The organism is Streptomyces sp. LX-29, assembly GCF_029541745.1.
In the GTDB taxonomy this organism is placed as follows: domain Bacteria; phylum Actinomycetota; class Actinomycetes; order Streptomycetales; family Streptomycetaceae; genus Streptomyces.
In genome coordinates this window covers 5,234,658-5,260,007 of sequence record NZ_CP089746.1, presented here as the reverse complement: position 1 = coordinate 5,260,007, position 25,350 = coordinate 5,234,658, and the positions used below count along the sequence as shown (strand labels likewise).

General features: G+C 75.7%; 1 protein-coding gene. It reads right to left on the bottom strand.

Translation table 11 applies throughout. From position 1 onward, the window contains the following. Positions 1 to 61: 61 nt before the first annotated feature. Positions 62 to 25,348, bottom strand: coding sequence for a type I polyketide synthase (locus tag LRS74_RS22460; RefSeq protein ID WP_277742697.1), 25,287 nt, complete (start codon positions 25,346 to 25,348; stop codon positions 62 to 64). Positions 25,349 to 25,350 lie beyond the last annotated feature (2 nt).

Sequence of the window (25,350 nt, the reverse complement as noted above, 5' to 3'; positions counted from 1 at the left end):
CGGATTTCTCAGCCGGAACTCTCAGCCGAATCTCTCGGCTGGTTTTCTCGGCAGGTTTTTCTCAGCTCGTGCCGAACCTCTTGTCGATGAAGTCGAAGAGCTCGTCGTCACTGGCCTCTTCGAGCGCGTTCGCCCCGGCGGTGTCGTCCGCGGCGTTCCGAACGTCGTTCCACTTCGTCAGCAGGGACTGCAGGCGCACCGCGACCCGGTCGTGGGCCGCCTCGTCCTCGGCCATCGCGGCGAGGTCGTCCGGCGCCAGGGCGGACAGGGTGTTCTCCAGCCGCTCCAGCTCCTCCAGGACGGAGATCCCGGGCTCCGCGGCCTCCGGCGCCACCTCGGCCCGCAGCTGGCGCGCCAGCGCCAGCGGGGTCGGGTAGTCGTAGACCAGCGTCGCCGAGAGCCGCAGCCCGCTGGCCGCGTTGAGGCGGTTGCGGAGCTCCACGGCGGTCAGCGAGTCGAAGCCGAGCTCCTTGAACGCCTGCTCGGCGCCGACCTGGTCCTTGGACGCGTAGCCCAGGACGGCCGCCACCTGACGGCGCACCAGGTCCAGCACGGTGCGCTGCTGCTCGGCCTCGGACAGGCCGGCGAGCTGCGCCGCCAGCGTCTCGGCCGTCGCCTCGGCGGCCACGGCGGGACGCCCGGACTCCGCGGCGCGGCGGGCGGGGGTGCGCACCAGGCCGCGGTAGAGCGGCAGCAGCTCCCCGGCGGCGGCGTTGGCGCGCAGGGCGGCCAGGTCCAGCCGCACCGGCACCAGCACCGGCTCGTCGGCCGCGCGGGCCGCGTCGAACAGGGCCAGGCCCTCCGTCCCGGACAGCGGCAGCACACCGCCGCGCGCCGACCGGCTGAGGTCGGCCGCGTCGAGCGTGCCGGCCATGCCGCGCTCCTCGGCCCACATGCCCCACACCAGGGACACGGCGGCCAGGCCGCGGGCCCGACGGTGCCGGGCGAGGGCGTCCAGGAAGACGTTGGCCGCCGAGTAGCTGCCCTGACCGGGGCTGCCGAGGGTGCCGGCCGCCGCCGAGTAGAGCACGAAGGCGGACAGGTCCAGCTCCCGGGTCAGCTCGTGCAGGTTGACCGCGGCGTCGACCTTGGGCGCGAGCACCCGGTCCACCCGCTCCGGCGTCAGCAGGTCGATGACGCCGTCGTCGAGCACGCCCGCGGTGTGCACCACGGCCGTGAGCGGGTGCTCCGCCGGGACGCTCGCCAGCAGGGCGGCCAGCGCCTCCCGGTCGGCGGCGTCACAGGCGGCCACGGTGGCCTCGGCGCCCAGCTCGCGCAGTTCCGCGGTGAGCTCCGCCATGCCCTCGGCGGCCGGACCGCGCCGGCTGACGAGCAGCAGGCGACGGGCGCCGTGCTCGGCGACCAGGTGCCTGGCCAGCAGCCGGCCCAGACCACCGGTGGCCCCGGTGATCAGGACGGTGCCCTCGGGGTCGAGGGCAGCCGGGACGCCGGCCGCGGTCTCGACCCGGGCCAGGCGCGGCGCGTACGCCGTGCCCGCGCGGAGCGCCAGCTCCGGCTCGCCCGAGGCGAGCGCGCCCGGGATGGCCGCGAACGAGGCGTCGCTGTCCACGTCGAGCAGCAGGAACTGCTCGGGGTTCTCCGCCTGTGCGGCCCGCAGCAGGCCCCAGACCGGCGCGTTCACCAGGTCCGTGACTGCGGTGTCGCCGGCCGCGGCGACCGCGCCGCGGGTGACGACCACCAGCCGCGCGGCGCCCGGTCGGCCGCCGTTCAGCCACTCCTGAAGCAGGCTCAGGGCGCGGTGGGAGGCGGCGTGGACGGCCGCGGCGAGGTCCTCGCCGGACGGGTCGCCCGGCTCGGACAGCAGCGGCAGCAGCACCGTGTCCGGGGCGGCGCCTCCCGCCGCGACGGCCGCGTTCAGCGCGGCGAGGTCGTCGTACGCCTCGGCGCGCGCCCCGGCCGACTCCAGCGCGACGCCCAGCTTGAGCTCGTCGCCGCCGACGACGGCGAACCGCTCGACGGGGGCCGCCGGGGAGGCCGGCAGCGCCGGCACCGTCGGCACCGTCGTCCAGTCAATGCGGAACAGCGACTCGTGGCGGCCGGCCGTGGCCGTGGACGCGCCGGCGATCCGGTCCACGTCCAGCGGCCGGGTGGCCAGCGCGTCGACGGTCGCGACGAGCGAGCCCGCCGCGTCGGCCACGACCACCGAGACCGCCCCGTCCTGGGCCGGGTCGGCGGCCGGGGCCAGCCGCACCCGCAGCGCGTCCGCGCCGACCGCGCGCACGCTCACCCCGCGCCACGAACCCGCCAGCGCGGCACCCTCGGTGTCCGCCGCCAGCAGCGCCAGCGGCTGGAGCGCGGCGTCCAGCAGCGTCGGGTGCAGCGCGAAGCGCGCGGCCTCCGGCTGCCGGTCCTCCGCGACGCGGACCTCGGCGAAGAGCTCCGCACCGCGCCGCCACACGCGCTCCAGGCCCTGGAAGGCCGGGCCGTGCAGCAGACCGGTCCTGGCCAGCCGGGCGTAGACCTCGTCGGCCGGCACCGGCTGCGCCTCGGCCGGCGGCCAGACGGCCGTCTCGGCCGCGCCCGCCGGGTCCGCCGCGGGCCCGCCGGTGGCCAGCAGGCCGCTGGCGTGCCGGGTCCACGGCTGGTCGCCGCGCTCCGGGCGGGAGTGGACGGCCAGCGTGCGGCGGCCGGTGTCGTCGGGCTCGCCGACCGACACCCGCAGCTGCACCCCACCGTGGGCCGGAAGCACCAGCGGCGCCTCCAACTCCAGCTCCTCCAGCAGCTCGCAGCCGGCCTGGTCGCCGGCGCGGACGGCCAGCTCCACGAAGGCCGAGCCCGGCACCAGCGCCACGTCCCCGACCGTGTGGTCCGCCAGCCAGCCGTGCGAGCGCAGCGACAGCCGGCCGGAGAAGAGGAACGCGTCCGAGTCGGGCAGCTCCACCGCGGCACCCAGCAGCGGGTGACCGGCGGCGCCGAGCCCCATCGAGGCGTACTCGTCAAGGCTGAGCAGGGCGTCGGCCCAGTAGTGGTGCCGCTGGAAGGCGTAGGTCGGCAGGGACACGCGGCGCGCGCCCGTACCGGCGAAGAACGCCTCCCAGTCCGGGGCCGCGCCCCGGACGAACAGCCGCGCCAGCGCGTCGGTCGCCGCCTGCGCCTCCGCCCGGCCCTTGCGCAGCGCCGGCACGAGCTCGGCGCGGTCGGGCTCCGCCAGGCAGTCCTGCGCCATGGCGGTGAGCACCCCGTCCGGGCCCAGCTCCACGAAGGTGGTGGCGCCGAGCTCCTCCAGGGCGCGGACGCCGTCGAGGAAGCGGACCGCCTCCCGGACGTGCCGGACCCAGAAGTCCGGGCTGGTGATCTCCTCGGCGGAGGCCAGGGCACCGGTCAGGTTCGACACGATCGGGATACGCGGAGCCTCGTACGTCAGCCCCTCGGCCACCGCGCGGAAGTCCGCCAGCATCGCGTCCATGCGCGGCGAGTGGAAGGCGTGCGAGACGGTCAGGCGCTTGGTCTTACGACCCTGCTGCTCGAAGCTCGCGGCGATCCGCAGAGCCGCGTCCTCGTCACCCGCGACGACCACGGAGGTGGGGCCGTTGAGGGCGGCGACGCTGACGCCCTCGGTGAGCAGCGGCAGCACCTCCTCCTCGGACGCCTGGACGGCGATCATCGCGCCGCCCGCCGGGAGTTCCTGCATCAGGCGACCGCGGGCGGCCACCAGGGTGCAGGCGTCCTCCAGGGACAGCACACCCGCGACATGCGCGGCGGCCAGCTCGCCGATCGAGTGACCGGAGAGGAAGTCCGCCTTCACACCCCACGCCTCGACCAGACGGAACAGCGCCACCTCGACCGCGAACAGCGCGGGCTGGGTGAAGCCGGTCTGGTGCAGCAGCTCGGCGTCGTCGCCGAAGACCACGTCCTTCAGCGGACGCTCCAGATGCCCGTCCAGGTGCGCGCAGACCGCGTCCAGCGCGTCCGCGAACACCGGGTACGCGTCGTACAGCTCACGGCCCATACCCAGCCGCTGGCTGCCCTGACCCGTGAACAGGAACGCCGCCTTGCCGGTCGTGGCCGAACCCCGGGTCAGGCCGGGCACCGCCGCCTCGGCCGCCTCGCCGCGAGCGAGGGCGGTCAGGCCGCGCAGCAGCCCGTCCCGGTCCTCGGCGGCCAGCACGGCCCGGTGGTCCAGGGCGCCGCGGGTGGTGGCCAGCGAGTACGCCACGTCCACCGCGTCCGCCTCGGGCCGCTCGGCGAGGTGCGCCCGCAGCCGCTCGGCCTGGCCGCGCAGCGCGGCCTCGGACTTGCCCGACAGCACCCACGGCAGCACCGGGAGCTCCGCCACCGGAGCGGTGGCGGCGGTCTCCGCCGGCGCCTCCGTCGGCGCCTGCTCCAGGAGGGTGTGCGCGTTGGTGCCGCTGATGCCGAACGCGGAGACGGCGGCCCGGCGCGGGCGGCCGGTCTCCGGCCACTCCACCGACTCCGTCAGCAGCGCGATCTCGCCCGCCGACCAGTCGACGTGCGGGGTCGGCTCGTCCACGTGCAGCGTCTGCGGCAGCACGCCGTGCTGAAGCGCCAGCACCATCTTCATCACACCCGCGACGCCCGCCGCGGCCTGCGTGTGACCGATGTTGGACTTGATGGAGCCCAGGTACAGCGGCCGGTCCGCGGCCCGCTCCTGGCCGTAGGTGGCCAGCAGCGCCTGCGCCTCGATCGGGTCGCCCAGCGTGGTGCCGGTGCCGTGCGCCTCCACCGCGTCCACGTCCGCGGTCGTCAGCCCGGCGCTGGCGAGCGCCTGGCGGATCACCCGCTGCTGCGACGGGCCGTTCGGCGCCGTCAGACCGTTGCTGGCGCCGTCCTGGTTGACGGCGCTGCCGCGCACGATCGCGAGCACCGGGTGGCCGTTGCGCCGGGCGTCGGAGAGCCGCTCCACGAGCAGCATGCCCACGCCCTCGCCCCAGCCGGTGCCGTCGGCGCCGGCCGCGAACGCCTTGATCCGGCCGTCCGTGGCGAGCCCGCGCTGCTTGCTGAACTCGACGAACGAGCCCGGCGTGGACATCACGGTCACGCCGCCCGCCAGCGCCAGCGAGCACTCGCCGTTGCGCAGCGCCTGGATCGCCCAGTGCAGCGCCACCAGCGAGGACGAGCAGGCCGTGTCGACGGTCACCGCCGGGCCCTCCAGGCCCAGGGCGTACGAGACCCGGCCGGACATCACGCTGGCCGCGTTGCCCGTGCCCATGAAGCCGTCGCCGCCGTCGGACGAGTTGAGCACCAGCGACATGTAGTCCTGGCCGTTGGTGCCGGCGAAGACGCCGACCTGCTGGCCGCGCAGGGTCGCCGGGTCGATGCCGGCCCGCTCGAACGCCTCCCACGAGGTCTCCAGCAGCAGCCGCTGCTGCGGGTCCATCGCGACGGCCTCGCGCGGCGAGATCCCGAAGAACGCCGCGTCGAAGGCGCCGGCGTCGGTCAGGAAGCCGCCCTCACGGACGTAGCTGGTGTTCTCGCCGTCGGACTCCGGGTCGTACAGCCCGTCGAGGTCCCAGCCGCGGTCGGCGGGGAAGCCGGTGACGGCGTCCCGGCCGGAGGCCAGCAGCCGCCACAGCTCCTCGGGGGTGCGCACACCGCCGGGGAAGCGGCAGCTCATGCCGACGATCGCGATCGGGTCGTCGGCCACGGCCGCCACGGGGGCGGCGGGGCCGGCGACGACCGCGCTCTCCTCGCCCAGGACCTCGGTCCTGAGGTGGTCGGCGAGCGCCGCCGACGACGGGTAGTCGTAGACCAGGGTGGGCGGCAGCCGCAGTCCGGTCACCGAGTTGAGCCGGTTGCGCAGCTCGACCGCGGTCAGCGAGTCGAAGCCCAGCTCCCGGAAGGCCCGGCCGGCCTCGATCGCCTCGGCGTCGGCGTGGCCCAGCACGTCCGCCACCGCGGAGCGCACCAGGTCCAGCAGCGCCCGCTCGGCCTCGGCCGCGGACAGCCCGGCCAGCCGCTGGGCCAGCGAGGACTCGTCCTCGGCGGCCGCGCCCGCGCCGGACGCCTGGGCCGCCTCGGCCTCCAGCGCGGCGCGCGCCTCGGGCAGCTCCCGCAGCAGGGCGCTGGGCCGTACGGCGGTGAAGCCCGGCGCGAGCCGTGCCCAGTCGACGTCCGCGATGGTCACCGCGGTCTCGTCCAGGTCCAGCGCCCGCTGGAGCGCGGCGATCGCCAGCTCCGCCGCCATCGGCGGGACGCCGGCGCGGCGCATGCGCTGCTCCAGGGCCTCGTCGGCGGCCATGCCGCCCTCGGCCCACGGGCCCCAGGCCACCGACGTCGCCGGCAGCCCCTCGGCACGCCGACGCTCGGCCAGCGCGTCCAGGAAGGCGTTCGCGGCGGCGTAGTTGCCCTGCCCCGCGGCGCCCATGGAACCGGCGATCGAGGAGAAGAGCACGAACGCGGACAGCTCCAGGTCCCGGGTCAGCTCGTCCAGGTTGGCCGCGGCCTCCGCCTTGGCCCGCAGGACGCCCGCGAACCGCTCCGGGGTGAGCGCGTCCAACACGCCGTCGTCCAGCACACCGGCCGCGTGCACCACGGCGGTGAGCGGCAGTTCCTCGGGGAGCGAGGCGATCAGCGCGGCGAGCGCCGCACGGTCGGCCACGTCGCACGCGGCGACGGTGACCCGGGCGCCCAGCGCGACGAGTTCCTCGCGGAGCTCGGCCGCGCCCGGGGCCTCCAGGCCCCGACGGCTGGTCAGCACCAGGTGATCGGCACCCTGGCCCACCAGCCAGCGCGCCACATGGCCGCCCAGCGCACCCGTGCCGCCGGTGACCAGCACCGTGCCGGTCCCGGGCCGCCAGGCGCGCCCGGCCTTCGCCGGGGCCGCGCCCCGGGTCAGCCGGCGCCCGAAGACACCGGACGAGCGGACCGCCACCTGGTCCTCGCCGTCACGGCCGGAGAGCACCCCGGCGAGCCGGGACAGCGCCCGCTCGTCCGGCGTCTCCGGCAGGGCCGGGAGATCGATGAGTCCGCCCCAGCGCTCCGGCAGCTCCAGCGCCGCCACCCGGCCAAGGCCCCAGATCCGCGCCTGCACCGGGTCCACCGAGGCGTCGGACCGGCCGACGGACACCGCACCACGCGTGGCCACCCACAGCGGCGCGTCCACGCCCGCGTCACCCAGCGCCTGCGTCAGCGCGAGCGTACGGAGCAGCCCGGTGTCACCCGCGACGGCCAGCAGCGAGAACACGCCCGCCACCGCGCCGTCACCGGCCTCCGCGCGCAGCCGCTCGGCCACCGACCCGCGGTCGCCCTCGGCACCCAGCTCGATCAGCCGGGCCTCGGCGCCGCGCGCCGCCAGCATCCGTACGACGCCCTCGGCCCAGGCCGCGTCGGCCTGCTCCGCGGCGGTGACGACCAGCCAGCGACCGCTCGGCGCGCCCTCGGAGCGGAGGGTCACCGGCTTCCAGGTCGCCTGGTAGCGCCAGGCGTCGACGGTCGACAGCTCGGTCTGCTGACGCCGCCACGAGGACAGCATCGGCAGGACGGCGCCGAGCGAGGACAGCTCGTCGGCGCTCTCGGAGCGCAGCGTGCCCGCGAGGGCCTCCAGGTCCTCGCGCTCCACGGCCTCCCAGAACCGCGCGTCCACCGCGTCCGCGGTCAGCGCGCCGCCCTGGGCCGGCCCCTCGGGGGACTCGACCCAGTAGCGCTGCCGCTGGAAGGCGTACGTCGGCAGGTCGACCCGCGCCGCGCCGGTGCCGGCGAAGAACGCCGCCCAGTCCAGGACGACGCCCCGGACGTGCAGCGCGGCCAGCGCGCCGGTCACCGACTCGGCCTCGGCACGGCCCTTCCGCAGCGCGGCCACGAACGCCGCGCCCTCGCCGGTGACGCACTCCTGCGCCATCGCGGTGAGCACGCCGTCGGGGCCCAGCTCCACGAAGGTGGTGACGCCCTGCGCCTCCAGCGTCCGGACGGCGTCCAGGAAGCGCACGGCCTCGCGGACGTGCCGGACCCAGAAGTCGGCCGTGGTGATCTCCTCGGCGGAGACCAGCGCACCGGTCAGACCCGAGACGATCGGGATACGAGGGCTCTCGTACGACAGCGTCTCCGCCACCGCGCGGAAGTCCTCCAACATCGCGTTCATACGGGGCGAGTGGAAGGCGTGCGAGACAGTGAGCCGCTTGGTCTTACGACCCTGCGCCTCGAAGCCGCTCGCGATCTCAACCGCGGCGTGCTCGTCGCCCGCGATCACCACGGAGGTGGGGCCGTTGAGCGCCGCGATGCTCACGCGATCGTTCAGCAGCGGAAGGACCTCGTCCTCCGACGCCTGCACCGCGATCATCGCGCCACCCGTCGGCAGCGCCTGCATCAGACGACCACGCGCCGCCACCAGCTTGGCGGCGTCCGCCAGCGAGAGAACGCCCGCGACATGCGCGGCCGCCAGCTCGCCGATCGAGTGACCCGACAGGAAGTCGGGCCGCAGGCCCCAGCCCGCCACCAGGCGGTACAGGGCCACCTCGACGGCGAACAGCGCGGGCTGGGTGTAGCCGGTCTGGTCCAGCAGTTCGGCGTCGTCCCCGAAGACCACGGTCTTCAGCGGACGCTCCAGGTGCCGGTCCAGCTCGTCGCAGACCGCGTCGAACGCCTCCGCGAAGACCGGGTAGGCGTCGTAGAGCTCACGGCCCATGTCCAGCCGCTGGCTGCCCTGACCGGTGAACAGGAACGCCGTCTTGCCCTCGGCGGCGGTGCCCGTGGTCAGGCCCGCGGCGGTGGTGCCGCGCGCCAGGGCGTCCAGGCCGGCGCGGAGGCCGACGCGGTCGTCGCCGACGACGACCGCGCGCCGCTCCAGCGCCGCCCGGCCGGTCGCCAGCGAGTGGGCCACGTCGGTGGCGTCGAGCTCGGTGTGCGCGTCCAAGTGGGCGAGGAGCCGCTCGGCCTGGCCGCGCAGCGCGGCCTCGGACCTGCCCGACAGCACCCACGGGACCGCCGGGAGCTCCGCCGCCGGGGCGGCGGGCCGGGCGGGGGCCTCCTCGGGCGCCTGCTCGAGGATGGTGTGGGCGTTGGTGCCGCTCACGCCGAAGGAGGAGACGCCCGCGCGGCGCGGACGGCCGGTCTCCGGCCACTCCTGGGCCTCGGTCAGCAGCTCGATGTCGCCGGCCGCCCAGTCCACGTGCGGGGTGGGCTCGTCGACGTGCAGGGTCTTGGGCAGCACGCCGTGGCGCATCGCCATGACCATCTTGATGATGCCGCCGACGCCGGCCGCGGCCTGGGTGTGGCCCACGTTCGACTTGAAGGAGCCCAGCCACAGCGGCTGCCCCTCCGGCCGCTCCTGGCCGTAGGTGGCCAGCAGCGCCTGCGCCTCGATCGGGTCACCCAGCGTGGTGCCGGTGCCGTGCGCCTCGACCACGTCGACCTCGGCCGCCGAGACGCCCGCGTTGGCGAGCGCCGCGCGGATCACGCGCTGCTGCGACGGGCCGTTCGGCGCCGTCAGACCGTTGCTGGCGCCGTCCTGGTTGACCGCGGTGCCCCGCACGACGGCGAGGACCGGGTGGCCGTTCCTCCGCGCGTCCGACAGGCGCTCCACGAGCAGCATGCCCGCGCCCTCGGACCAGCCGGTGCCGTCCGCCGCCGCGGCGAAGGACTTGCAGCGGCCGTCGGTCGACAGGCCCTGCTGACGGCTGAAGTCGATGAACGTGTCCGGGGTGGCCATCACGGTCACACCGCCGGCCAGCGCCATCGAGCACTCGCCGTTGCGCAGCGCCTGCGCCGCCAGGTGCAGCGCCACCAGCGACGACGAGCACGCCGTGTCGATGGTGACCGCCGGGCCCTCCAGGCCGAAGGTGTACGACACCCGGCCGGAGGCGACGCTGCCCGCGGCGCCGGTGCCGAGGTAGCCCTCCAGGTCCTCCGGCACGGCCGTGAGCCGCGTCAGGTAGTCGTGGTACATGACGCCGGCGAAGACGCCGGTCCTGCTGCCGCGCACCGAGGTCGGGTCGATGCCCGCCCGCTCGAACGCCTCCCACGAGGTCTCCAGCAGCAGCCGCTGCTGCGGGTCCATCGCGAGGGCCTCACGCGGGTTGATCCCGAAGAACGCCGGGTCGAACTCGGCAGCCTCGTGCAGGAAACCGCCCTCGATGGTGGAGCTGGTGCCGGACGCCCCGGGGGTGTCGCCGTGCAGCCCGTCCAGGTCCCAGCCGCGGTCGGCCGGGAAGCCGGAGATCGCGTCCACCGAGCCCAGGACGAGCTGCCACAGCTCCTCGGGGCTGGTGATGCCGCCCGGGAAGCGGCAGCTCATGCCGACGATGGCGATCGGCTCGTCGTCGGCCACCATGACGGTGGTCTCCGGGGCCGCGGTCACGACCTCGTCACCGACGAGCTCGGTCCGCAGATGGCGGGCGAGGACGGTCGGGTCCGGGTAGTCGAAGATCAGCGTCGCCGGGAGCCGCAGCCCCGTCACCGCGTTCAGCTGGTTGCGCAGCTCGACCGCGGTCAGCGAGTCGAAGCCGAGCTCCTTGAACGCCCGACCGGAGCCGATGGTCTCCGCCCCGGCGTAGCCGAGCACGGTCGCCACCTGCGTACGGACCAGGTCCAGGAGGGTCCGCTCCTGCTCGGCCGGGCTCAGCCCGGTGAGCCGCTGGACGAGGCCGGACTCGCCCGCGCCCGCCGCGACGGCGTCCACCGCGCGGCGCGCCGGGACGCGGACCAGGCCGCGCAGCAGCGCGGAGACCGGGCCGTTCGCGGCCTGCGTGCGCAGGGCCGCGAGGTCCAGCCGCATCGGGACCAGCGTCGCGTCGCCCGTGGTGAGGGCGGCGTCGAAGAGCCGCAGCCCGTCCGCGACGGACAGCGGGGGCACTCCGGCGCGCCGCATCCGGGTGATGTCGGCCTCGTCCAGGGTGTCGCCCATGCCGCCGCCGGCCCAGAGGCCCCAGGCGAGGGAAGTGGCGGGCAGGCCGTTCGCCCGGCGGTGCTGGGCGAGGGCGTCCAGGAAGGCGTTGGCCGCCGCGTAGTTGCCCTGACCCGCCCCGCCGAAGACGCCGGCGGCCGAGGAGAACACCACGAAGGCCGACAGATCCAGATCCCGCGTCAGCTCATGCAGGTTCCAGGCCGCGTCCACCTTCGGACGGAAGACGTGCGCAAGCCGCTCGGCAGTCAGCGAACCGATCGTGCCGTCGTCCAACACACCGGCCGTGTGCACCACACCGGACAGCGGACGCTCCACCGGAACCGTCGCGATGACGGCGGCCAACGCCTCCCGATCGGCCACATCACAGGCCGCCCACGTCACCGACGCACCGGACTCCGCCAGCTCCGCGGCGAGTTCGGCCGCGCCGGGCGCCTCGGCGCCCCGCCGGCTCACCAGCAGCAGACTCCGCACCCCGTGCTCGGCCACCAGGTGCCGGGCGAACAGGCCGCCCAGCGAGCCGCTGGCACCCGTCACCAACACCGTGCCGTCCGGGTTCCAGACGGTGGCGTCGGCGTCGTCCGCCGAGGCCGCGCGGGCCAGTCGCGGCGCCTTGAGGGCGCCTTCCCGGATGGCGAGCTCCGGCTCACCGGCGGTCAGTGCGGCGGGCAGCGCGGCGAGCGAGTCGGCGTGCCCGTCGAGGTCGACCAGGAGGACGCGGTCCGGGTTCTCCGACTGCGCCGAGCGCAGCAGGCCCCGTACGGTCGCGCCCGCCAGGTCGGTCACCGGCGCGCCGGCCTCGGTGGCCGCGGCCCCCGAGGTCAGCACGACGAGGCGGGAGTCGGCGAAGCGCTCCTCGGCCAGCCACGCCCGCACCAGGGCGAGCGCCTCGGCGCCGGCCCGGTGGGCGGCGGCCGCCGCGTCCACGCCGGCCGCGTCGGCGGACGGCGAGACGAGGACGAACTCCGGCGCCGGGACGCCCGCGTCGATCGCCGCGACGAGGTCCGCGTAAGCGGCGTACGCCGGGACGTCCGCGCCGACGAGGGCGGCCGAGCCGAGGACCGCCCAGCGGTCCGCGGCGGTCGCGGCGGCCACGGCCGCCGGCTCGACCCACTCCAGGTGGAAGAGGGACTCGTGGTAGGTCGTGCGGGCGCTGCGCAGCTGCTCGGCCGTGACCGGACGCAGCGCGAGCGAGTCGACCGCGGCGACCCGCGCGCCGGTCGCGTCCGCGATCTCCAACAGCACGCCGTCGCCGCCGGTGGCGGCCATCCGGACGCGCAGGCTGGAGGCGCCGCTGGCGAGCAGCGACACCCCGGCCCAGGCGAACGGCAGTCGGCCCTGGGTCTCGGTGCCGCCCAGGCCGCCGAGGCCCAGTGCGTGCAGCGCCGAGTCCAGCAGCGCCGGGTGCAGCCCGAAGTCCGCCGCCTGGGCGTCCTCCGGCACCAGCACCTCGGCGAAGATCTCGCCGTCGCGCCGCCAGGCCCTGCGCAGGCCCTGGAAGGCGGGGCCGTAGGCGAAGCCGACGTCCCGCAGGTGCGCGTAGCGGTCCCCGACCTCGATCTCGGCCGCCCCGGCCGGCGGCCAGGCGCTCAGCTCGAACGCCGGCTCCGCGCGGTCCGCGGCGGCCGCGAGGACACCGCTGGCGTGCCGGGTCCACGCCTCCTCGGCCGGGAGGTTCTCCAGCCGGGAGTGGAAGGCCAGCGGGCGGCGGCCCGAGGCGTCGGCCGCGCCGACCCACAGCCGCAGTTGGACGCCGCCCTGCTCGGGCAGGACCAGCGGCGCCTCCAGCGTCAGCTCTTCGAGGTGCTCGCAGCCGACCTGGTCGCCGGCGCGGATCGCCAGCTCGACGAACGCGGTGCCCGGCAGCAGGACCGTGTCCATGATGGTGTGGTCCGCCAGCCAGGGGTGCGTCGACAGCGCCAGGCGGCTGGTGAACAGGATCCCGTCGGCGCCCGGCAGTTCGGCGCTCGCCCCGAGCAGCGGGTGCCCGGCCTGGCCGAGACCCACCGCGGCGACGTCGCCGAGGTACAGCGCCGAGACCTTCGGCCAGTAGCGCTCGCGCTGGAAGGCGTAGGTCGGCAGCTCAACCCGAGAGGCGCCGGTGCCCGCGTAGTACGCCGCCCAGTCCACCTTCGCGCCGCGGACGTGCGCCCGCGCCAGCGCGCCGAGCAGCGTCTCCGCCTCGTCGCGGCCCTTGCGCAGCACGGCGGCGCACGCCACCGCGCCGGCGTCCACGACGCACTCCTGCGCCATGGCGGTCAGCACCCCGTCGGGGCCCAACTCCACGAAGGTGGCGACGCCCTGAGCCTCCAGGGTGCGCACCGCGTCCAGGAAGCGCACGGCCTCGCGGACGTGGCGGACCCAGAAGTCGGCCGTGGTGATCTCCTCGGCGGAGACCAGCGCACCGGTCAGACCCGAGACGATCGGGACACGGGGAGCCTCGTACGAGAGGGTCTCCGCGACCGCGCGGAAGTCCTCCAACATCGCGTCCATACGGGGCGAGTGGAAGGCATGCGACACCGTGAGGCGCTTGGTCTTACAACCCTGCGCCTCGAAGCCCGCCGCGATCGCAAGCGCCGCGTCCTCGTCACCCGCGATCACCACGGAGGTGGGGCCGTTGAGGGCCGCGATGCTGACACCCTCGGTGAGCAGCGGCAGGACCTCGTCCTCCGACGCCTGGACAGCGATCATCGCGCCACCGGTCGGCAGCGCCTGCATCAGCCGGCCGCGCGCGGCCACCAGCGTGCAGGCGTCCTCCAGGGACAGCACACCGGCGACATGGGCGGCCGCCAGCTCGCCGATCGAGTGACCGGAGAGGAAGTCCGCCTTCACACCCCAGGCTTCGACCAGGCGGAAGAGCGCCACCTCGACCGCGAAGAGCGCCGGCTGGGTGTAACCGGTCTGGTCCAGCAGTTCGGCGTCGTCCCCGAAGACCACCGTCTTCAGCGGACGCTCCAGGTGCCGGTCCAACTCGTCGCAGACCGCGTCCAGCGCCTCCGCGAACACCGGGTACGCCGCGTACAGCTCGCGACCCATGCCCAGCCGCTGGCTGCCCTGACCCGTGAAGAGGAACGCGGTCTTGTCGGCGCTCGCCGAGCCGGTGACCAGTCCCGTGGCCGACTCGCCCCGTGCCAGGGCCGCCAGGCCCGCCGCGAGGGCGTCCCGGTCCCCGGCGAGGAGCGTGGCCCGCTCCTCGAAGCGGGCGCGGTGCGCGGTCAGGGTGTAGCCGAGGTCCACCAGCGCCGTGTCCGGCTCCTCGGTCAGGTGCGCGCGCAGCCGCTCGGCCTGGGCGCGCAGGCCCTCACCGGTGCGGGCGGACAGAACCACCGGCAGCAGGGCCGGGGCCTCGCCGCGCGCCGGAGCGGTCAGCTCCGGCTGCTCCTCGGCAGGCGCCTGCTCCACGATGGCGTGGGCGTTGGTGCCGCTGAAGCCGAAGGAGGAGATGCCCGCGCGACGCGGACGGCCGGTCTCCGGCCACTCCACCGACTCGGTCAGCAGGGCGATGTCGCCCGCCGTCCAGTCGACGTGCGGGGTGGGCTCGTCCACGTGCAGGGTCCGCGGCAGCACGCCGTGGCGCATCGCCAGCACCATCTTGATCACGCCCGCGACGCCCGCGGCGGCCTGCGTGTGACCGATGTTGGACTTGATGGAGCCCAGGTACAGCGGCTGGTCCTCCGGCCGGTCCTGGCCGTAGGTGGCCAGCAGCGCCTGCGCCTCGATCGGGTCGCCGAGCTTGGTGCCGGTGCCGTGCGCCTCGACCGCGTCGACCTCGGTGGCCGTGAGCCCGGCCGTCGCGAGGGCCTGGCGGATGACGCGCTGCTGCGAGGGGCCGTTGGGGGCGGTGAGTCCGTTGCTGGCGCCGTCCTGGTTGACCGCGGTGCCCCGCACGATGGCGAGCACGGGGTGACCGTTCTTACGCGCGTCGGACAGCCGCTCCACGAGCAGCATGCCGACACCCTCGCCCCAGCCGGTGCCGTCGGCGCCGGCCGCGAACGCCTTGATGCGGCCGTCGGCCGCGAGCCCGCGCTGCCGGCTGAAGTCGATGAAGACACCCGGGGTGGACATCACGGTCACACCGCCGGCCAGCGCCAGCGAGCACTCGCCGTTGCGCAGCGCCTGGATGGCGGAGTGCAGGGCGACCAGCGAGGACGAGCAGGCCGTGTCGATGGTGACCGCGGGGCCTTCGAGGCCGAAGGTGTAGGAGAGCCGGCCGGAGATCACGCTGGCCGCGTTGCCCGTGCCCATGTGGCCCTCAAGGCCCTCGGAGCCGCCCAGCAGCAGCGACAGGTAGTCCTGGCCGTTGGTGCCGACGAACACACCGGCGTGGCTGCCGCGCAGCGTCGCCGGGTCGATCCCGGCCCGCTCGAACGCCTCCCACGAGGTCTCCAGCAGCAGCCGCTGCTGCGGGTCCATGGCGAGGGCCTCGCGGGGCGAGATGCCGAAGAAGGTCGGGTCGAAGTCGGCGACGTCGTGCAGGAAGCCGCCTTCCCGGGCGTACGAGGTGCCCTCGGCGTCCGGGTCCGGGTTGTAGAGCGCCTCCAGGTCCCAGCCGCGGTCGGTGGGCATGCCCGAGATGACGTCCGTGCCGGAGGAGAGCAGCTGCCACAGCTGCTCGGGGGTGTGCACGCCACCGGGGAAGCGGCAGCTCATGGCGACGATCGCGATCGGGTCGTCGTCGGCCACGGCCGTCACCACCGGACCGGTGATCGCGGCCTGCTCGCCGAGGAGTTCGGCGAGGAGGTGGTCGGCGAGGGCGTTCGGGGTCGGGTAGTCGTAGATGAGGGTGGCGGGCAGCCGCAGGCCGGTGACGGCGTTGAGGCCGTTGCGCAGCTCGACGGCGGTCAGCGAGTCGAAGCCGATCTCGCGGAACGCGCGGTCGGCCGCCACGTCCTCGACGTGGGCGTGGCCCAGCACCTCGGCGACATGGCCGCGGACCAGGTCCAGCAGGAAGGTGCCGCGCTCGGACTCGCCGAGCTCAAGCAGCCGGCGGCCGAGCGAGGAGGCCGGCTCGGCGACCTGGCCGGGCTGGTCGGCGACGGTGGCGGCACGGGCCGCCGCCTGGCGCACCTCGGCCAGGTCGGACAGCAGCGGGCTGGGCCGTACGGCGGCGAAGCCGGGACCGAACCGCTCCCAGTCCACATCGGCGACGGCCAGCACGGCGTCGTCCAGGTCCAGGGCCCGCTGGAGGGCGCTGATCGCGAGACCGGCGTCCATCGGCGGCAGGCCGGCGCGGCGCATGCGCTGCTCCAGGGCCTCGTCGGCGGCCATGCCGCCCTCGGCCCACGGACCCCAGGCGATCGACGTCGCCGGCAGGCCCTCCGCCCGTCGCCGCTCGGCGAGGGCGTCCAGGAAGGCGTTGGCGGCGCCGTAGTTGGCCTGACCGGCGGCGCCCAGCGTCCCGGAGATGGAGGAGAAGAGCACGAACGCGGACAGGTCCAGCTCACGCGTCAGCTCGTCCAGGTTGGCCGCGGCCTCCGCCTTGGCCCGCAGGACGCCCGCGAACCGCTCCGGAGTGAGCGCGTCCAGCACACCGTCGTCCAGCACACCGGCGGCGTGCAGCACGGCGGTCAGCGGCAGTTCGGCCGGGAGGGAGGCGATGAGCTCGGCCAGCGCGTCCCGGTCGGCCACGTCGCAGGCGGCGACGGTGACCCGGGCCCCGGAGGCCGCGAGTTCGTCGCGCAGCTCGGCCGCGCCCGGCGCGTCCAGGCCGCGACGGCTGGTCAGCACGAGGTGCTCGGCGCCGTTCTCCACGAGCCAGCGGGCGACCTGGGCGCCCAGCGCGCCGGTGCCGCCGGTGACCAGCACGGAGCCGCGCGGGCGCCAGGCGTCGGCCTCGGCGACCGGTGCGGCGGCGGCCCGGACGAGCCGCCGGCCGAAGACGCCGGCGGAGCGGACCGCGAGCTGGTCCTCGTCGCCGGCGCCGGCGAGCACCGCGGCCAGTCGGGTCAACGCGCGGTCGTCCGCCGTCTCCGGCAGGGCGGGGAGGTCGATGAGTCCGCCCCAGCGCTCCGGGTGCTCCAGGGCGGCGATCCGACCCAGGCCCCAGACCTGCGCCCGGACCGGGTCCACCGGGGCGTCGGTGCGGCCGGTGGACACCGCGCCGCGGGTGGCCACCCACAGCGGGGCGTCCACACCCGCGTCGCCCAGCGCCTGGGTGAGCGCGGCCGTGGCCAGCAGCCCGCCGTCCTCGGCGAGCGCCAGCAGCGAGAGCACACCGGCCACCTCGGCGCCGGCGGCCGCGTCGCGGAGCCGCTCGGCGTAACCGGCGCGGCCGTCCGCCGCGCCCAGCTCGACCAGTCGCGCCTCGGCGCCGCGCTCGGTGAGCGTACGGACGGCGCCGGCGGTCCACTCCGCCTCGCCCTCGGGCGCGGCGATCAGCCACACGCCGGTGGGCCGGGCCGTGGAGCTCAGCGACAGCGGCTTCCAGGACACCTGGTAGCGCCAGCCGTCGACCCCGGCCGGGGCCGCGAGGGCCCGCACCGGCGCGTCCGGCCAGTAACGGCGGCGCTGGAAGGCGTAGGTCGGCAGGTCGACGCGCGCGGCGCCGGTACGGGCGAAGAGGCCCGCCCAGTCCACCGTCACGCCGCGGACGTGCGCCCGCGCCACGGCCGCGGTGAGCGCCTCGGCCTCGGCACGGCCCTTGCGCAGCACCGGCACGAAGGCCGCGCCCTCGCCGGTGACGCACTCCTGCGCCATCGCGGTGAGCACCCCGTCGGGGCCCAGCTCGATGAAGGTGGTGACGCCCTGCGCCTCCAGAGTCCGGACGGCGTCCAGGAAGCGCACGGCCTCGCGGACGTGACGGACCCAGAAGTCCGGGCTGGTGATCTCCTCGGCGGAGACCAGCGCACCGGTCAGACCCGAGACGATCGCGATCCGCGGGCTCTCGTACGACAGCGTCTCCGCCACCGCGCGGAAGTCCTCCAACATCGCGTCCATACGGGGCGAGTGGAAGGCGTGGGAAACGGTGAGGCGCTTGGTCTTACGACCCTGCTGCTCGAAGGTCCCGGCGATCGTGACAGCCGCGTCCTCGTCGCCTGCGATCACCACGGAGGTGGGGCCGTTGAGCGCCGCGATGCTCACGCGCTCGTTCAGCAGCGGAAGGACCTCGTCCTCCGACGCCTGGACAGCGATCATCGCGCCACCGACCGGCAGCGCCTGCATCAGACGGCCACGCGCCGCCACCAGCTTCGCCGCGTCGGACAGCGAGAGAACGCCCGCCACATGGGCGGCCGCCAGCTCGCCGATCGAGTGACCGGAGAGGTAGTCGGCCGTGATGCCCCAGGCTTCGACGAGGCGGAAGAGCGCCACCTCGACGGCGAACAGCGCGGGCTGGGTGTAGCCGGTCTGGTCCAGCAGTTCGGCGTTGTCCCCGAAGACCACCGTCTTCAGCGGCCGCTCCAGGTGCCGGTCCAACTCGTCGCAGACCGCGTCCAGCGCCTCCGCGAACACCGGGTAGGCCGCGTACAGCTCACGGCCCATGTCCAGCCGCTGGCTGCCCTGACCGGTGAAGAGGAACGCGGTCTCGCCCTCGGCCACGGTGCCCTCGGTGAGCCCGGGGGCGGGGTGGCCGGCGGCCAGTGCCTCCAGGCCGGTCAGCAGGGCGTCGCGGCCGTCGGCGGCGAGCACCGCGCGGTGGTGGAGCGCGGCGCGGCCGGTGGCCAGCGAGTGGGCGACGTCGACCGGCTCCAGCTGCGGGTGGGCCGTCAGGTGGGCGTGCAGCCGCTCGGCCTGGGCGCGCAGCGCGTCCGGGCTCTTGGCCGACACGGTGACGGGCAGCAGCGGGAGCCGCGTGGCGGCGGAGGCGGGCTGCGCCGGGTCGGCGGCCGGCGCCTGCTCGATGATGGTGTGGGCGTTGGTGCCGCTGATGCCGAAGGAGGAGACGGCGGCGCGGCGCGGGCGGCCGGTCTCCGGCCAGTCGACGGCCTCGGTCAGCAGCTCGACCGCCCCGGCCGACCAGTCGACGTGCGGGGTGGGCGCGTCGACGTGCAGGGTCCGCGGCAGCACGCCGTGCGTTATCGCCTGGACCATCTTGATGATGCCGGCGACGCCCGCGGCGGCCTGCGAGTGGCCGATGTTGGACTTGATGGAGCCCAGGTAGAGCGGTTGGTCGCCGTCCCGGTTCTGGCCGTAGGTGGCCAGCAGGGCCTGGGCCTCGATCGGGTCGCCCAGCGTCGTGCCGGTGCCGTGCGCCTCCACCACGTCGACCTCGGCGGTGGTCAGCCCGGCGCTGGAGAGCGCCTTGCGGATGACACGCTGCTGCGCGGGGCCGTTGGGGGCGGTCAGGCCGTTGCTGGCGCCGTCCTGGTTGACGGCGGAGCCGCGCACGACGGCGAGCACCGGGTGGCCGTGCTTCCGGGCGTCCGACAGCCGCTCCACGAGCAGCATGCCGACGCCCTCGCCCCAGCCGGTGCCGTCGGCGGCCGCCGCGAAGGCCTTGACGCGGCCGTCGGAGGCCAGCCCCCGCTGGCGGCTGAACTCGGTGAAGGTGCCGGGGGTGGTCATGACGGTGACGCCGCCGGCGAGCGCCATGGAGCACTCGCCCTGGCGCAGCGCCTGGATGGCCCAGTGCAGGGCGACCAGGGAGGAGGAGCAGGCGGTGTCGACGGTGACGGCCGGGCCCTCCAGGCCGAGGGCGTAGGCGATGCGGCCGGAGATGACGCTGCCGGCGTTGCCGGTCATCACATGGCCGGCGACCTCGGCGCCGGCCTGCTCCAGGCCCACCTCGTAGGCGCTGTAGGAGGCTCCGACGAAGACGCCGACGCTGCGGCCGCGCACGGCGTCCGGGTCGATCCCGGCGCGCTCGAACGCCTCCCAGGAGGTCTCCAGCAGCAGTCGCTGCTGCGGGTCCATGGCGAGCGCCTCACGCGGCGAGATGCCGAAGAAGGCCGCGTCGAAGAGATCGGCCTGGTGCAGGAAGCCGCCGGCGCGGGCGTAGTCGCCCGTCTCGCCCTCGGAGGCCCACTCCATGGCCTCCCAGCCGCGGTTGACCGGGAAGCCGGTGATGGCGTCCTCGTCGCCGGTGACCAGCCGCCACAGCTCCTCGGGGGAGCTGACGTCGCCGGGGTAGCGGCAGCTCATCGCGACGATGGCGATGGGGTCGTCGGCGAGCGCGGCGGTGGTCGCGGCGTCGCCCGAGCCGGCCAGCTCGGCGCCCTCGGCACCCTCTTCGACGAGATCGCCGAGGAGCTCGCCTCGCAGATGGTCGGCGAGGAGGGCGGAGTTGGGGTAGTCGAAGACGATGGTGGTGGGCAGCTTCAGCCCGGTGGCGGCGGAGAGTCGGTTGCGGAGCTCGACGGCGATCAGCGAGTCGAAGCCCAGCTCCTTGAAGGCCCGGCGCGGCGGGGCGGCGTCCGGGGTGGCGTGTCCGAGGACCGCGGCCACCTGGGTGCGGACCAGGTCGAGCAGGGTGCGCCGGCGCTCGGCCGGGGGCAGTGCGAGCAGCCGCTCGGCCAGGGAGGAACCGGCGGCGAGCCCGGCGGCGGCGGTGCGCCGGCCGGTGCCGCGGATCAGGCCGCGCAGCAGCGCCGGGACCGGGCCGGTGCCGTGCGCGGAGCGCAGCGCGGCCAGGTCCAGGCGGGCCGGGACCAGCACGGCCCGGCCGGTGCGGCGGGCGGCGTCGAAGAGCGCCATGCCCTCGTCGTTGGTGAGGGCGCCCATGCCGCTGCGGGCCAGCCGCAGCAGGTCGGTCTCGGTCAGTCCGCCGGTGATGCCGCTGGCCTCGGCCCACAGGCCCCAGATCAGCGAGGTGGCGGGCAGGCCCTGGGCGTGCCGGTGGCCGGCGAGCGCGTCGAGGAAGACGTTGCCCGCGGCGTAGTTGGCCTGGCCGGCGCCGCCGAGGGTGCCGGCGATGGCGGAGAACAGCACGAACGCGGACAGGTCCAGCTCGCGGGTGAGCTGGTGCAGGTTCCACGCGGCGTCCACCTTGGGGCGCAGCACGCGGTCCAGCTGCTCGGGCGTCAGGCCGGGCAGGGTGGCGTCGTCCAGCACACCGGCGGTGTGCACGACGGCGGTGAGCGGGTGGGCGGCGGGGACGGCGGCCAGCGTGGCGGCGAGCGCCTCGCGGTCGGCGGCGTCGCAGCCGGCGATGGTCACCTCGGCGCCCAGCGCGGCGAGTTCGGCGCGCAGCTCGGTCGCGCCCGGTGCCTCGGGGCCGCGGCGGCTGGTGAGCAGCAGGTGGCGGACGCCGTGCTCGGTGATCAGGTGGCGGGCGACCAGACGGCCCAGGCTGCCGGTGCCGCCGGTGATGAGGACGGTGCCCTCGGTGTCCAGGGCGGGCACGGGGGTGTCCGGGCCCTGGAGGTCGGCCGCGGTGGTGCGGGCCAGGCGCGGCACCAGGGTCTCGCCGGCGCGCAGCGCCAGCTCCGGTTCGCCGGTGGCGAGCGCGTCGTGCAGGGCGGCCGCGGAGGCGTCGGTGCCGTCGAGGTCGACGAGGACGAAGCGGTCCGGGTTCTCGGTCTCGGCTGAACGCAGCAGACCCCACAGGGCGGAGCGCGCCAGGTCGGTGACGTCCTCGTCGGGGCCGGCGGCGATGGCGCCGCGGGTGACGAGGGCCAGCTTGGCGTCGGTGAGGCGGGCGTCGGCCAGCCACTCCCGCACCAGCTCCAGGGCGCGGAGCGCGGCCCGGTGGGTGGCGGCGGCGACGTCGTCGCCGTCCTCGCCGGCGGGGAAGGCGGCCAGGACCAGCTGGGGCGCCGGGGTCTCTCCCGCGTCGACGGCCGCCGCGAGGGCGGCGAGGTCCGGGAAGGAGGCGTCGGCGACGCCCGCCGGGCCCAGTCCGAAGGCGTCGGCGCCGAGGATCGCGCGGCGTCCGGCGGCGCCCGGCTCGGCCGTGGCGGCCTGCGGTGCCACCCAGTCCAGCCGGAACAGGGCCTGCTGGTGGGCGGAGACGCGGGCGGCGTCGAGGTCGGCGCCGCTCTCCTGCAGCGGGCGGAGGGTCAGCGCGTCGACGGTGGCGACCGGCTGGCCGGTGGCGTCGGCGAGCGCCAGCGCCACGGTGTCCTCGCCGGCGGGCGAGATCCGGACGCGCAGCGTGTCGGCGCCGACCGCGTGCAGGGTGACGCCCTGCCAGGCGGCGGTCAGCCGGGCTCCAGCGCGGCCGTGCAGGGCGTGCAGGGCGGCGTCGAGCAGCGTCGGGTGGACGGCGAAGGCGACGGCGGCCGGGGCGGCGTCCTCGGCCAGCCGCACCTCGGCGTACAGCTCCTCGCCGTCGTGCCAGGCGGCGGTGAGGCCCTGGAAGAGCGGCCCGTGCCGCAGCCCGGCCTCGGCCAGCGCGTCGTAGAGGCCGTCGACGTCGATCGGCTCGGCGCCGGGCGGCGGCCAGGCGGTCAGCTCGGCGGGGGCCGTCGCCGGGCGGGCGTCGGTCAGGGCGCCGGTGGCGTGCCGGGTCCACGCGGTGTCGGCGGCGGCGTCCTCGGCGCGCGAGGAGACGGTGAACGGGCGGCGCCCGGCGGTGTCCCGCGCGCCGACCTCGACCTGGATCCGCACCCCGCCACGGGCGGGCAGCACCAGCGGGGTCTCCAGGACGAGTGCGGCGAGGTGCTCGCAGCCGGTCTGGTCGCCGGCGCGGATCGCCAGCTCGACGAGGGCGGCGCCGGGCAGCACGGCGGAGCCGAGCACGGCGTGGTCGGCCAGCCACGGGTGGCTGTCGAGGCCGAGCCGCCCGGTGAACAGGAAGCCGTCGCTCATCGCCAGCGGCACCGCGGCGCCCAGCAGCGGGTGGTCCGCCGACTCCAGGCCGACGGCGGTGGCGTCGCCGGTGGTGGCGCCCGGCTCCAGCCAGAACCGCTGGTGCTGGAAGGGGTACGTGGGGAGGGTGGCGGGTTCGACGCGGCGCGCGCCGGTGCCCGCGTAGAACGCGGCCCAGTCCACCGGCACGCCGCGGACCTGCGCCCGGGCGAGGCCGGTGGTCAGCGCCTCCGCCTCCGGGCGGCCCTTGCGGAGCACGGGCACGAAGTCGGCCTCGGTGCCGGTGACGCACTCCTGGCCCATGGCCGAGAGGACGCCGTCGGGGCCCAGCTCCACGAAGGTGGTGACGTTCAGGCCCTCGAGGGTGCGTATGGCGTCGAGGAAGCGCACGGCCTCACGGACGTGGCGGACCCAGAAGTCGGCGGTGGTGATCTCCTCGGCGGAGACCGGCGCGCCGGTGAGGCTGGAGACGATCGGGATGCGCGGAGCCGCGTACGACAGCCCCTCGGCCACCGCGCGGAAGTCCGCCAGCATCGCGTCCATGCGCGGCGAGTGGAAGGCGTGCGAGACGGTGAGCCGCCTGGTCTTACGACCCTGCGCCTCGAAGCCGCTCGCGATCTCCAGCGCCGCGTCCTCGTCGCCCGCGATCACCACGGACGTGGGGCCGTTCAGCGCGGCGATGCTGACACCGTCGGTGAGCAGCGGGAGGACCTCGTCCTCCGACGCCTGCACCGCGATCATCGCGCCACCGGTCGGCAGGGCCTGCATCAGCCGGCCGCGCGCGGCCACCAGCTTCGCCGCGTCGTCCAGCGACAGCACACCCGCGACGTGCGCGGCGGCCAGTTCGCCGATGGAGTGGCCGGACAGCACGTCGGCCTTGACGCCCCAACCCTCCAGCAGCCGGTACAGCGCCACCTCAAGGGCGAAGAGCGCGGGCTGCGTGTAGCCGGTCTGGTCGAGCAGCTCGGCGTCCTCGCCGAACAGCACGGTCTTCAGCGGCCGCTCCAGGTGCGGGCCGAGCGCGGCGCAGACGGCGTCCAGCGCCTCCGCGAACGCCGGGTAGGCGTCGTACAGCTCACGGCCCATGCCCGGCCGCTGGCTGCCCTGGCCGGTGAACAGGAACGCCGTCTTGCCGCCGGCCACCGAGCCGGTGACCAGGCCCGCGGCCGACTCTCCCCCAGCGCGGCCGCTGGGAGGTGCCCCCAGCGCCAGGGCCGCCAGGCCGGTCAGCAGGGCGTCCCGGTCGGCGACGACCAGCGCGGCGCGCTCCTCGAAGGCCGCGCGGTGCGTGGCCAGGGCGTGGCCGAGGTCCACCAGTCCGGCGCCCGGCGCGGCCGCCAGGTGGGTGCTCAGCCGCTCGGCCTGCGCCCGCAGGGCCTCACCGGTACGGGCGGACAGCACCACCGGCAGCAGCGGCGGGACCGCGCCCGGCTCGGCGGCGCTCTCGACGGCCTCCTCGGCGGGGGCCTGCTCGATGATGGTGTGCGCGTTGGTACCGGACACGCCGAAGGAGGAGACGCCGAAGCGGCGCGGGCGGCCGGTCTCCGGCCACTCCACCGACTCGGTCAGCAGCGAGACCTCGCCCGCGGACCAGTCGACGTGCGGGGTCGGCTCGTCCACGTGCAGCGTCTTGGGCAGCACGCCGTGGCGCATCGCCATGACCATCTTGATGATGCCGGCGACACCGGCGGCGTTCTGCGTGTGGCCGATGTTGGACTTCAGCGAGCCCAGCCACAGCGGCTGCCCCTCGGGGCGCTCCTGGCCGTAGGTGGCCAGCAGCGCCTGCGCCTCGATGGGGTCGCCGAGGGTGGTGCCGGTGCCGTGCGCCTCGACGGCGTCGATGTCGGCGGTGGTGAGCCGGGCGTTCTCCAGGGCCTGCCGGATGACGCGCTGCTGCGCGGGCCCGTTGGGCGCGGTCAGGCCGTTGCTGGCGCCGTCCTGGTTGACGGCGGAGCCACGGATGATCGCGAGCACCTGGTGGCCGTTGCGGCGGGCGTCGGAGAGCCGCTCGACGAGCAGCACGCCGACGCCCTCGGACCAGCCGGTGCCGTCGGCGGAGGCGGCGAAGGACTTGCAGCGGCCGTCGGCGGACAGGCCGCGCTGCCGGCTGAACTCCACGAAGACGTCCGGGGAGGCCAGCACGGTCACGCCGGCCGCCAGCGCCAGCGAGCACTCGCCGTTGCGCAGCGCCTGGACGGCCAGGTGCAGCGCGACGGACGAGGAGGAGCAGGCGGTGTCGATGGTGGCCGCCGGGCCCTCCAGGCCGAAGGCGTAGGAGAGTCGGCCGGAGACCACGCTGGAGGCGGTGCCGGTGAGCAGGTGGCCCTCGACGCCGTCCGGCAGGTCGTACTCGCCCGCTCCGTACGCCTGGGCGGAGGCGCCGACGAACACGCCGGTGCGGGAGCCGCGGACGGCGGCCGGGTCGATGCCGGCGCGCTCGAACGCCTCCCAGGACGTCTCCAGCAGCAGCCGCTGCTGCGGGTCCATGGCCAGCGCCTCACGCGGCGAGATCCCGAAGAAGCCGGGGTCGAACTGGGCGGCCTCGTAGAGGAAGCCGCCGCCGCGGGCGTAGAAGGTGCCCTCGCGGTCCGGATCCGGGTCGTACAGGGACTCGATGTCCCAGCCGCGGTCCTCCGGGAAGCCGGAGATGGCGTCACCGCCGCGGTCGACCAGCTGCCACAGGTCCTCGGGCGAGCGCACGCCGCCGGGGTACCGGCAGCTCATGCCGACGATGGCGATGGGCTCCCGGGACGCGTCGGTCAGCTGCTGGTTCTGCCGGCGCAGCCGGTCGGTCTCCTTGAGCGAGGCCCGCAGCGCTTCAACGAGCTTTTCGTTGGGGGTTGTCATCT